The organism is Candidatus Accumulibacter meliphilus (genome assembly GCF_036625345.1).
GTDB classification, from domain to species: domain Bacteria; phylum Pseudomonadota; class Gammaproteobacteria; order Burkholderiales; family Rhodocyclaceae; genus Accumulibacter; species Accumulibacter meliphilus.
Map to the genome: position 1 here is coordinate 701,970 of NZ_JAZKTZ010000001.1, position 12,484 is coordinate 714,453.

6 protein-coding genes are annotated in these 12,484 nt (G+C 62.8%); 5 read left to right on the forward strand and 1 reads right to left on the reverse strand.

Annotated features, from left to right (window positions below):
- The first annotated feature begins 348 nt into the window (after nucleotides 1-348).
- The 4 genes from gltB to glmS all read left to right on the forward strand — a co-directional run bounded on the left by gltB (nucleotide 349) and on the right by glmS (nucleotide 9,926).
- On the forward strand, nucleotides 349-5,028 hold the full coding sequence (gltB, locus tag V5B40_RS03080; protein ID WP_332353149.1) for a glutamate synthase large subunit: 4,680 nt from the start codon (nucleotides 349-351) through the stop codon (nucleotides 5,026-5,028).
- Between the two features lie 2 nt (nucleotides 5,029-5,030).
- Nucleotides 5,031-6,473 (forward strand): glutamate synthase subunit beta, encoded by a 1,443-nt coding sequence (locus tag V5B40_RS03085; RefSeq protein WP_332353150.1) that lies wholly within the window; start codon nucleotides 5,031-5,033, stop codon nucleotides 6,471-6,473.
- A gap of 257 nt (nucleotides 6,474-6,730) precedes the next feature.
- Nucleotides 6,731-8,089: a bifunctional UDP-N-acetylglucosamine diphosphorylase/glucosamine-1-phosphate N-acetyltransferase GlmU gene (gene glmU / locus V5B40_RS03090; protein WP_332353151.1), complete on the forward strand. Its 1,359-nt coding sequence runs from the start codon at nucleotides 6,731-6,733 to the stop codon at nucleotides 8,087-8,089.
- A gap of 7 nt (nucleotides 8,090-8,096) precedes the next feature.
- Nucleotides 8,097-9,926: a glutamine--fructose-6-phosphate transaminase (isomerizing) gene (glmS, locus tag V5B40_RS03095; RefSeq protein ID WP_332353152.1), complete on the forward strand. Its 1,830-nt coding sequence runs from the start codon at nucleotides 8,097-8,099 to the stop codon at nucleotides 9,924-9,926.
- Between the two features lie 69 nt (nucleotides 9,927-9,995).
- On the opposite strand, the gene V5B40_RS03100 is transcribed toward glmS, so the two are convergent.
- A complete protein-coding gene (locus V5B40_RS03100) occupies nucleotides 9,996-11,027 on the reverse strand; it encodes a 3'-5' exonuclease (protein WP_332353153.1) in 1,032 nt (343 codons plus the stop codon).
- A 289-nt stretch (nucleotides 11,028-11,316) separates the two neighbouring features.
- Between V5B40_RS03100 and V5B40_RS03105 the strand changes: the two genes are divergently transcribed.
- Entirely contained in the window at nucleotides 11,317-12,435 is a 1,119-nt protein-coding gene (locus tag V5B40_RS03105) for a hypothetical protein (RefSeq protein ID WP_332353154.1), read from the forward strand.
- Nucleotides 12,436-12,484 lie beyond the last annotated feature (49 nt).

The following is a 12,484-nucleotide window of genomic DNA, read 5'->3' on the forward strand; positions in this document are numbered from 1 at the left end:
GCGCGGCGTACGCCGCGTTCGGAAAGGCTCGCCTGGCGATCGTACCGCCGTCCAAAAAATTCTTTCGGCATCCTCCTGGCTGACTCCACCACCCGTCCTTTGCCGCTAGCCAACCGCAATTTGACCGCCTCGACCGCAAAAGCGGGCGTTACCGGCAAATGAGCCTGATTCGGCTGGGTCATGCGTCAGGGCTGTGGTGCGGCGCAGCATGTTGAAGGCCGGCAGCATTAGGGGTATAGTCGTGGGCCGCCCGGACTGGCCAGCTGGCTAGCTTCGCGCCCCTTTTAGTGAGCTTGCCGCTGCAGCTCGCGTGGGTACCATGCATCTTTGTTTTGTGAGGATTCGAGCGTGATCGATTCGACCATACCTGAAAGGCAAGGGCTTTACGACCCAGCCAACGAGCACGATGCCTGTGGCGTCGGTTTTGTAGCGCACATCCGCGGCCAGAAAAGTCACTCGATCATCGAGCAGGGGCTGTTGATCCTGAACAACCTGGATCACCGCGGCGCCGTCGGTGCCGACCCGCTGATGGGCGACGGCGCCGGGGTTCTGATTCAGCTTCCCGACGCCCTTTTTCGCGAGGAAATGGGCCGCAAAGGCGTGCGCTTGCCGCCCGTCGGTGATTATGGTGTCGGCATGGTCTTTCTGCCGAAAGAGTCGGCGTCCCGGCTTGCCTGCCAGGAAGAAATCGAGCGTGCGGTACGCACCGAGGGTCAGGTCGTCCTCGGTTGGCGCGACGTGCCGGTGGATCGCGAACTGCCGATGTCGCCCGTCGTGCGCGCCCGCGAGCCGGTGATTCGCCAGATCTTCATCGGCCGCGGCCCGGACATCATGGTGACCGACGCGCTCGAGCGCAAGCTCTACGCCATTCGCCGTAGCGCCGCCAACGCCATTCTGGCGCTGGGGCTGAAGCACAGCAAGGAGTTCTACCAGCCGTCGATGTCGGCGCGGACCATCGTCTACAAAGGCTTGCTGCTGGCGACTCAGGTGGGTCAGTACTACACCGACCTCCTGGATCCGCGCTGTGTCTCGGCGCTGGCTCTGGTTCACCAGCGTTTCTCGACCAACACTTTCCCGACCTGGCAGCTTGCCCACCCGTACCGCATGATCGCGCACAACGGCGAGATCAACACCGTACGCGGCAATTACAACTGGATGCGCGCCCGCGAGAAGGGCACCTGGTCGCCGATGCTTGGTGCCGATCTGGAAAAGATCTGGCCGCTGATCTATCCGGGGCAGTCGGATTCTGCAGCTTTCGACAACTCCCTCGAGCTGCTGGTCATGGGCGGCTATTCGCTCGCGCACGCGATGATGATGATGATTCCCGAAGCCTGGGAGTCGCATACGCTGATGGATCCGAAACGCAGCGCTTTCTACAAGTATCACGCAGCGATGATGGAGCCGTGGGACGGTCCGGCCGCCGTCGCCTTCACGGATGGGCGTCAGATCGGTGCCACTCTGGACCGCAACGGCCTGCGCCCGGCGCGCTACCTGGTCACCGACGACGATCTGGTGGTCATGGCGTCCGAGTCCGGGGTGCTGCCGATTGCCGAGGAGCGTATCGTCAAGAAATGGCGCCTGCAGCCGGGCAAGATGTTTCTGATCGACCTCGATCAGGGACGGATCATCGAGGATCGCGAGTTGAAGGACACGCTGTCGCGCCTCAAGCCCTATCAGGACTGGCTCAGCCGCATCAATATCAAGCTTGACGATCTGCCGGCACCGGCCAGCGTCTCGGCGCGCACCTACTCGGCGTCCTTGCTCGATCGCCAGCAGGCCTTCGGTTACAGCCAGGAAGACGTCAAGTTCATTCTCGAACCGATGGCCAACTCCGGCGAGGAGGCCACCGGCTCAATGGGCAACGATTCGCCTCTGGCCGTTCTCTCGAACCGCAGCAAGCCGCTGTTCAACTACTTCCGGCAGCTCTTCGCGCAGGTCACCAATCCACCCATCGACCCGATCCGAGAGCAATTGGTGATGTCGCTGGTGTCGTTCATCGGCCCCAAGCCGAACCTGCTCGGGATCAATGAAATCAACCCGCCGTATCGCCTGGAAGTTGCCCAGCCGGTCCTCGATTTCGACAACATGGCGAAGTTGCGCCGGATTGCGGCCTATACCGGCAACAAGTTCCACTCCGCCGAACTCGACATCTGCTATCCACTGGCCTGGGGTAATGAAGGCGTCGAAGCACGGCTGGCCTCGCTGTGCCACGAAGCCGAGGATCATGTCCATCGCGGTTCCAGCATTCTGATCGTCTCGGACCGCAAGTTCGACGCCGAGCACGTGGCCATCCCGGCCTTGCTGGCCACCTCGGCGGTGCATCAACATCTGGTCACCAAGGGGCTGCGTACGCGGGTCGGACTGGTTGTCGAAACCGGCGCTGCACGTGAGACGCATCACTTTGCGGTACTCGCCGGTTACGGTGCCGAAGCGGTGCACCCCTACCTGGCGCTGGAAACGTTGCAGCACCTGGTCGGAGGCGACGCCGCGAAGGGCGAGAAGGCGATCAAGCATTTCATCAAAGGGGTTGGCAAGGGCCTCCTCAAGGTGATGTCCAAGATGGGCATTTCAACCTATATGTCCTACACCGGGGCGCAGATTTTCGAAGTGGTCGGTCTGCAGAAGGTCGTCGTTGACAAGTATTTCACCGGTACCTCGACGCAAGTCGAGGGGATTAGCGTCTTCGAGATCATGGAAGAGGCGATTTGCCTGCATCGTCAGGCTTTCGGTGACGACGCCGTACTGGCGACGATGCTCGACGCCGGCGGCGAATACGCCTATCGCGTGCGCGGCGAAGAGCACATGTGGACGCCTGATGTGATCGCCAAGCTGCAGCACGCGACGCGTACCGGCAAGACCGAGACCTACCAGGAATACGCGACGCTGATCAACGACCAGACGCAGCGCCACATGACCCTGCGTGGTCTGTTCGAGATCAAGCCGGCAGGACCCGCCATCGCCCTCGACGAGGTCGAGCCGGCGAAAGAGATCGTCAAGCGTTTCGCCACCGGCGCCATGTCGCTGGGGTCGATTTCGACCGAGGCGCACAGCACCCTGTCGATTGCCATGAATCGTATCGGCGGCAAGTCGAATACCGGCGAAGGCGGTGAGGACCCGGCACGTTTCAAGGTCCTCGAGGGTGGCGAGACCCTCGCCAGTGTCATCGGCGAGTCGCGGGTCGAGCGTGATTATCGGCTGCAAGCCGGTGACAGCCTGCGCTCGGCGATCAAGCAGGTGGCCTCGGGGCGTTTTGGGGTGACTGCCGAATACCTGGTCAATGCCGACCAGCTCCAGATCAAGATGGCGCAGGGTGCCAAGCCCGGCGAAGGCGGTCAGCTGCCCGGCCACAAGGTTTCCGAATACATTGGTTTCCTGCGTCACTCGGTGCCGGGTGTCGGCCTGATCTCGCCACCACCGCACCACGACATCTATTCGATCGAGGATCTGGCGCAACTGATTCATGACCTCAAGAACACCAACCCCAAGGCCTCGATCAGTGTCAAGCTGGTTTCCGAAGTCGGCGTCGGTACGGTTGCGGCTGGAGTCACCAAGGCCAAAGCCGATCACCTGGTGATCGCCGGTCACGACGGGGGGACCGGTGCCAGCCCGCAGTCGTCGATCAAACACGCCGGCTCGCCGTGGGAACTCGGTCTTGCCGAAACGCAGCAGACGCTGGTTCTCAACCGACTGCGTGGCCGCGTTCGGGTGCAGGTCGATGGGCAGATGAAAACCGGCCGCGACGTACTCATTGGCGCCATGCTGGGCGCCGACGAGTTCGGTTTCGCCACCGCGCCGCTGGTTGTCGAAGGCTGCATCATGATGCGCAAGTGCCACCTCAACACCTGCCCGGTGGGTGTGGCGACGCAGGACCCGCTGCTGCGTCGCAAGTTCTCTGGCCAGCCCGAACACGTCGTGAATTACTTCTTCTTCGTCGCCGAAGAACTGCGCCAACTGATGGCGCAAATGGGGGTGCGCAGCGTCAACGAACTGATTGGCCGTAGCGACCTGCTCGACATGCAGAAGGGGATCACCCACTGGAAGGCTCGCGGGCTCGATTACAGCCGCATCTTCAATCGTCCGGCAGCCGCCGACGAAACGCCGGTTTTCCACCAGCAAGAGCAGGATCACGGGCTCGCCAAAGCGCTCGACAACGAGCTCATTGCGCTCGCCAGGCCGGCTCTCGAACGCGGCGAAAAAGTCGGCATCGACCTGCCGGTGCGCAACCTCAACCGTACCGTCGGAGCAATGCTCTCAGGTCGGCTGGCCGAACGCTATGGCCACGCCGGCTTGCCGGATGGAACGATCGAAATTCGTCTCAAGGGCACGGCAGGGCAGAGTTTTGGCGCCTTCCTGGCGCGCGGCGTGACCCTCGACCTGGTTGGCGAAGGCAATGACTACGTCGGCAAGGGGCTGTCTGGTGGGCGCATCATCGTTCGTCCGCATGCCGGTTTCCGCGGCGAAGCCCTGCACAACATCATTGTTGGCAATACCGTTCTCTACGGTGCGACCGAAGGCGAAGCCTACTTTGCCGGCGTCGCCGGTGAGCGTTTCGCGGTCCGCAACTCGGGTGCGACAGCGGTCGTCGAAGGGGTCGGCGATCATGGTTGCGAGTACATGACCGGTGGCACCGTGGTCGTGCTCGGGCTTACCGGCCGCAACTTTGCTGCCGGCATGTCCGGTGGAGTGGCTTACGTCTTCGACGAGGAGGGTACTTTCGCGTCGCGCTGCAACATGGCGCAGGTGTCGCTCGAACCGGTCGAGGAAGAGTTTGCCGCCCGTCAGGGCAGCGACGCGGGTGACGAGCTGGAAGGTCATGGCAAGGTGGATGTGCGTCACCTCGGGGTTGTCGACGAAGTACTGCTCAAGGGCCTGGTCGAAAAGCATCATCGCCACACGGGCAGCCTGCAGGCGCGGAGGCTGCTCGACGATTGGGGCAAGTATCGCGCCAAGTTCGTCAAGATCATGCCGCACGAGTACCGTCGGGTACTCACCGAGATCGCGGCGCAAAAGCAACTGGAGGCAGCATAAGCATGGGTAAGCCGACTGGATTCATCGAGTATCAGCGTCTGGCGGAAGTCAGTGAGCCGGCCAAGTCACGTCTCAAGCATTACCGCGAGTTCATCCTTACTCTCAACGACGAGCAGGCCAGTCTGCAGGGTGCTCGCTGCATGGACTGCGGCATTCCGTTCTGCAATACGGGTTGCCCGGTCAATAACATCATTCCCGACTGGAACGACCTGGTGTATCGGGGCCACTGGGAGCAGGCGCTGGCCATTCTGCATTCGACCAACAACTTTCCCGATTTTACCGGCCGCATCTGTCCGGCACCCTGTGAAGCCGCGTGCACGCTGAACATCAATACCGACCCCGTCGGCATCAAGTCGATCGAGCATGCGATCGTCGACAAGGGCTGGGAAAAAGGCTGGATCCTGCCGCAGCCGCCGAAGGTCAAGACCGGCAAGACCGTCGCTGTCGTCGGCTCCGGGCCGGCCGGTCTGGCGGCGGCGCAGCAGTTGGCGCGCGTCGGGCATCGCGTCGTCGTTTTCGAGAAAAGCGACCGCCTGGGTGGTCTGTTGCGCTATGGCATCCCCGACTTCAAGCTGGAAAAATCACATATCGACCGGCGCATCGCGCAGATGGAAGCCGAGGGCGTCGAGTTTCGCGTCAACCAGGAAATTGGCGGCGATTCCGAGCAGTCGATTCCCGCCGAGCGCTTGCTGGCCGAGTTCGATGCGCTGATTCTTGCCGGTGGCGCGGAATCGCCGCGCGACCTGCCCGTGCCCGGCCGTGACCTCGATGGCGTGCATTTCGCCATGGACTTCCTGCCGCAGCAGAACAAGGTCAACGCCGGCGATCAGGTGCCGGCACAGATCAAGGCCACCGGCAAGCGCGTGGTGGTGATCGGCGGGGGCGATACCGGTTCCGACTGTGTGGGCACCAGCAATCGTCATGGCGCGCTGTCAGTGACGCAATTCGAATTGATGCCGCAACCACCGGAGAGCGAGAACAAGAGCCTGACCTGGCCTTACTGGCCATTGAAGATGCGCTCCTCGTCTTCGCACGAAGAGGGTTGCCTGCGCGACTTCGCCGTTTCCACCAAGGAACTGATCGGCGAAAACGGCAAGGTCAAGGCTTTGAAGCTGGTCCGTGTCGAGTGGCAAAACGGCCGCATGAGCGAAGTTGCGGGCAGCGAAGCCAATATTCCGGCGGATCTCGTGCTGCTGGCGATGGGCTTCGTCGCGCCGATCAAGAACGGCTTGCTGGAACAACTGGCCCTTGAACTCGACGCCCGTGGCAACGTCAAGGCGACCACCGATGGCCATGGCTGCTATGCCAGCAGCGTTGCCAAGGTCTTTGCCGCCGGTGACATGCGGCGTGGTCAGTCGCTGGTCGTCTGGGCAATCCGTGAAGGCCGCCAGTGCGCACGCGAAGTCGATGCCTTTCTGATGGGTCGTTCCGATCTGCCACGCTGAGTTTTCAGTCTGCGGTCGCGGCACTTCTTTTCCGCACCACGACGAGGTGCCGCGCGGCATTGCAAACCCTGCCTTGTGACATAATTCCGCGCCGCGCGCGGTCCTTCCTGAAAGAATACCGTTGGCGGCAGGGGAGGTTCCAGATTTGCTTTGCAGCTGCGCTTCGTGCCGGCTGGCGAGCGCCGTACGCCAGCCACAGAGGGCCGCAGGACCACGACAAGACCGTCGCCTCGAACGGGGTGTTAGGGGTTTAGCCAATGAATATCGTCATTCTCGCTGCTGGCCAGGGCAAGCGCATGCATTCGAACCTGCCCAAGGTTCTTCATCCGGTCGCCGGCAAGGCCCTTGTCGAGCACGTCATCGCTGCCGCTCGCAGTCTTTCTCCCGAGACGGTCTGTCTGGTCTATGGCCACGGGGGTGACGCCGTGCGCACGACCATCGCTGCACCGGATCTGCGCTGGGTCCTGCAGGAGCCGCAACTGGGTACCGGCCACGCGGTCATGCAGGCCATTCCGCAACTCAGCGCTGCCGAGACGACGCTGGTGCTCTACGGCGATGTGCCGCTGATTCAGGCCGAAACCCTGAAGAAGCTGGTGCACGCAGCGCGCGGCGCACTGGCCATTCTTAGCGTCGAACTGGCCAACCCCACTGGTTACGGTCGTATCGTGCATAACGCCGCAGGTGAGGTGGTGCGCATCGTCGAGCAGAAGGACGCCACGCCCGAAGAGCGCAGCATTCGCGAAGTCAATACCGGCATCATCGCCCTGCCGACGGCGCGCCTCGCCGAATGGCTGGGCCGTCTGTCAAACGACAACGCCCAGCAGGAGTACTACCTGACCGACATTGTCGGCATGGCGGTCGCCGACGGTGTGCCGATACGGACCACGCAGCCGCAGGGTGAATGGGAAGTGCTCGGCGTGAACAGCAAGGTGCAGCTGGCCGAACTCGAACGCGTCGCCCAGCGGCAGACCGCCGAGCGCCTGATGGAGCAGGGGGTGCGCCTGGCCGACCCGGCGCGCATCGACGTGCGAGGCGAGCTGCGCTGCGGACGCGATGTGTTCATCGACGTGAATTGCGTTTTCGAAGGGCAGGTGCTGCTCGAAGAAGCGGTCGAAATCGGTCCTTGCTGCGTGCTCAAGAACGCCAGCATCGGTGCCGGCTCGCGCCTCGCCGCATTTAGCCACATCGAAGACGCGATCGTCGGACCGGATGGCGTCATCGGACCTTTCGCGCGCCTGCGACCGGGAACCGAACTCGCCGCTGGCGTGCATGTCGGCAACTTCGTCGAACTCAAGAACACCAAAGTTGCCGCGCAGTCGAAAGCCAATCATCTGGCCTATATCGGCGACGCGATCATCGGCAGTCGGGTAAATATCGGCGCCGGTACGATCACCTGCAATTACGACGGTGCCAACAAGTTCAAGACCATCATCGAGGACGATGCCTTCATCGGCTCCGATACGCAATTGGTGGCCCCGGTCACCGTCGGTCGCGGCGCTACGCTGGGTGCCGGTACAACGCTGACCAAGGACGCGCCACCCGACACGCTGACCATTTCGCGCGCCAGGCAGGTTTCGATTAGCGGCTGGAAACGGCCACAAAAAGTGAATAAGTGAGCTGATCATGTGTGGCATCGTTGCCGCGGTCGCCGACCGCAACATCATCCCCGTCCTGCTCGAAGGATTGCGCAAGCTCGAATACCGTGGCTACGATTCGGCCGGCCTGGCGCTGATCAACGCTGCCGGCCTGCAACGCCTGCGCTCGGTTGGCCGCGTCGCCGAGCTCACTGCGCAGGCAGACAGCGCGCAGATTTCCGGTCACACCGGCATCGCCCATACCCGCTGGGCGACGCATGGCGTCCCCAGTGAGCGCAACGCCCATCCGCACATCTCGGAGGGGCTGGCCGTCGTGCACAACGGCATCATCGAGAATCACGAGGCGCTACGCGCGCGCCTCAAGGCCGTCGGTTACGAGTTCACCTCCGATACCGATACCGAAGTGGTCGGCCACCTGATCGCCTACGAGCTGAAGACCACCCCTGATTTCCTGGCTGCCGTCTGCAAGGCCATCAAGCAGTTGCAGGGCGCCTACGCCATTGCCGTGCTGCGCGAAGCCGATCCCAGCCGCGTCGTCGTGGCCCGGGAAGGATCGCCGCTGCTGCTCGGCCTCACCCACGATGGCTGCTACGCCGCTTCGGACGCCTCGGCGCTCTTGCAGGTCACGCGGCGCATGGTCTATCTCGAAAACGGCGATTGTGCCGAACTGATGCGCGACAGCTACCGCATCACGACCATCGACGGCACCCCAGTCGAACGTGCCGAGAGCGAATCGCACCTCTCTGCAGACGCCGTCGAACTTGGCCAGTACCGGCACTACATGCAGAAGGAGATCTTCGAGCAACCGGTGGCGCTGGCCAACACGCTCGAAATGCTCGGTACCGCGAACAGCATCCAGCCAGGCCTGTTTGGTGCGGCCAGCGAAGAGGTTCTCAAGGATGTCCGGCAAGTGCTGATCATCGCCTGCGGCACCAGCTACCACGCAGGCCTGGTGGCGCGCTACTGGCTGGAGTCGATCGCCGGCATTCCGTGCTCGGTCGAAGTCGCCAGCGAATACCGCTACCGCGACTCGGTCCCCGACCCGACGACCCTGCTGGTGACCATCTCGCAATCGGGTGAGACCGCCGATACCCTCGCCGCCCTGCAGCACGCCAAGTCGCTCGGCATGTTGCGCACGCTGTGCATCTGCAACGTTCCGGAGTCGTCGCTGGTGCGCGAGAACAGCCTGCGTTTCATTACCCGCGCCGGTCCGGAAATCGGCGTCGCCTCGACGAAGGCCTTTACCACCCAGCTCGCCGCCCTCTATCTGCTGACCCTGGTGCTCGCCAAGCTGCGTGGTCGCCTCGGCGAGCGGGCCGAAGTCGCCGAACTGAACGCCTTGCGGCACCTGCCGCTCGCGGTGACCAAGATCCTCGAACTCGAGCCCGAGATTCGCAACTGGTCCGAGCAGTTCTCGATGAAGCAGCACGCCCTGTTCCTCGGCCGCGGTCGCCATTACCCGATCGCCATGGAAGGTGCGCTGAAACTCAAGGAAATCTCGTATATCCACGCCGAGGCTTACCCGGCCGGCGAACTCAAGCACGGCCCCCTGGCGCTGGTCGACCGCGACATGCCGGTGATTGCCGTCGCTCCCAACGACGCGCTGATCGAAAAGCTCAAATCCAATCTTCAGGAAGTGCGCGCGCGTGGCGGAGAACTCTACGTCTTTGCCGACGCCGACAGCGAGATGCAGGAGTCGGACGGCATCCACGTCCTGCACCTGCCCGAGCACTACGGTGCCCTGTCGGCCTTGCTGCACGTCGTGCCGCTGCAATTGCTCGCCTACCACGTGGCGCTGGTACGCGGCACCGACGTCGACAAGCCACGCAATCTGGCCAAATCGGTGACTGTCGAGTAAGGCCGCAGCGCCGCCTGCGCGTACCGGTCTGTTGACCGGTACGCGCTTTTGTCACGCGTCAGTCGTGCGTCAGTACTTCACCCGCGCAAAATAAGTTTTCTGCGAAGCTTCCAGCGCCTGCCTCAAGGTGCTGATTCCCATCTGTTCGAGCAGCGGCAGCATCTTCAGGAAGACCTCGCTGGTGGCGACAGCGTCGCCGAGGGCGTTGTGTCGGCCTTCGATGCTGATCCCCAGACGTTCGGCGATTTTCTCCAGCTGGTGTGAGTCCTGGTTGGCGTGCAGTACGGCCGAGAGCAGTAGCGTATCGAGCACTGGCTGGCTGAAAATAATTCCCGTACGTTCCTCCTTGAGTTGCAGGAAACGCATGTCGAAGGCGGCGTTATGCGCGACCAGGACGGTATCGCTGCAGAAGTCGTGGAAGGCCGGCAGCACCGCGTCGATGCTTGGTTGGCCGCGCACCATGTCGTCGGTGATGCCGTGGATGCGGATTCCTTCGGGGCGCAGCAGGCGCTCGGGGTCCACCAGTTCGTTGAAGTTCTCCTGGCGCAGCATGCGGTTGTTGACGATGCGTACCGCGCCGATCTGGATGATCTCGTCGCCGGCCGCCGGTTCGAGGCCGGTGGTCTCGGTATCGAAGACCGTATAGCTGAGATCCGCCAGCGGTCGGTCGAGGTCGATGCTCTGATCGCGAAAGTGGAAGAGGTCGAAATCGTAGTACTCGGGGCGCATCTGGCTCGTCGTCGATGGCCTCGCTTTCAGCCTGCGTTTCGGGAATCGCCACCGGTAGGACCAGTCGGAAGAAGGCGCAGTGCGCGGCCTTGTCGCGCTGGTACCAGACTTCGCCGCCGTGCCGGTTGATGACGTCGCGCAGCGACAGCGGCGAGTTCTCCGTGCCGACCTGCATCGGTTCCGTTTCCCAGGTGTAAAAAGTCTCCGACGACATCGCCTGTCCGCTCCAGATGACGTCCAGGTAGGCCAGTTTGCCGAAAGGTTGCAGCCGGAAACGCAACTCCTTGATCTGGTAATGCTCGAGCAGGCGGAAAGCCAGGCAACAGATCGAAAAGACCAGCGAAAAACTCTCCGCGCGCAGCCACAGTGCATCGTCGATTTCCTCGGTCTTGCTCGGTAGCCCGAGTTGCTCCTCGATGCGGCGCTGGGCGGCGGCGATGATGTCGATGCCGAGGACGTCTTCCAGCGGCCAGCGTGTCTTCAACGAATCGGCGAACTCGTTCATCGTCTGGTCGAGGCGCTGGCTCATGCGCACGACTTCGTCGCTGACGATACCGACGAAGCGCTCGCGTACCGCCGCTTCCATGTCCGGGTAGTCCATCAGGTTGCCGACCGCGACGCGGATGTTGGCCAGGCTGCCGCGGCTGCCGTCGGTCAGCGATTGCAGGACCTGATCGCGGCGCGACTCCTGTTCCAGGCTGCGCGTGATGTTCTCGACGGTGAGCACGTAGCCGCTGATGTCGTTCTCCGGCGAGTCGTCGGCGATCGACAGCACCGGCACCATTTGCACGCGCAGCAGTTGGCCGCCGCGAGCGGTGGTGATGAAGTTGGCGATCGCCGCCCCGGCGCCTTTTTGCAGGCGTTGGTGCACCACTTCGAGCGCGTGATCGATCTGATTACGCTCAAGGATCGAGAAAATCGAACGGCCGAGGCCGATCAGCGCGCCCCCGGCGCCCGTCGTGCTGCCTTGCGCCAGGGTCCTGAACTGCAGCCGGGCGCGGCTGTTGTAGAGAAGAATGCGGCCGTCGAGATTGCAGACCACCACCGCTTGCGCCAGCTCGGACATCAGTGCCGCCAGGCGGTTTTTCTCTTCCTCAACCGAGGCCTTGGCGGCCGCGATCTGGATGTCTACGTCGTCCATCAGCCCATCACGTTGCTGCGCCAGATCGTTGGTCGCCTCGGCCAGCTGCCGGACTTCGGGCGGGCCTTCGGGAACGACGCGAAAGTCGCGGTTGGCGGTGAGCATCAGGCGCAGGCATTCGGCCATCTTGAGCAGCCCTTGCACGTATTGGCGGAACAGGTAGCGGATCACCAGCAGGCCGAGGACGAAGCCGAAAGTGGTCATCATCGCGCCGAGCGAAAGATGCGGCGCGATCAGCTGCACGAGCATTGCCCGCTCGGGCACTTTTGCGCCGGCCCAGATCAGCAGCGCGGTAATGACAAAGGGGCCGGTCATCAGCAGACCGAGGATGATCACCGAGATGGCGAAGCGGATACGTGCGTTCATTCACTGGACCTGTGTTCAACGATGGCGGGTGATCTGGCACTCATCACCCCCTCCCAAAGTGGCGTGCATTGGTCCAGAAATCGCGTCGCCAAGGCGACGAGGCATAAGCTTAGCCGACTGGCCGCGGAAATGAGCAGGCGAGAGCGGACAAAGTGGCAAACTCACGACCGGGAAAGGGGGCCAGGTGCGCCGTTTTTTTGCCGCGAGCACCGCCAACGGCGGCGCCCGCTTCCTCAGTCGCGCATTATATTCATGCGATTGCCCCAGCGCTGAAGCATGACGACGCCGGCCCAGTAGTGGCAAGGCGTTGCGGTGGGCAGGC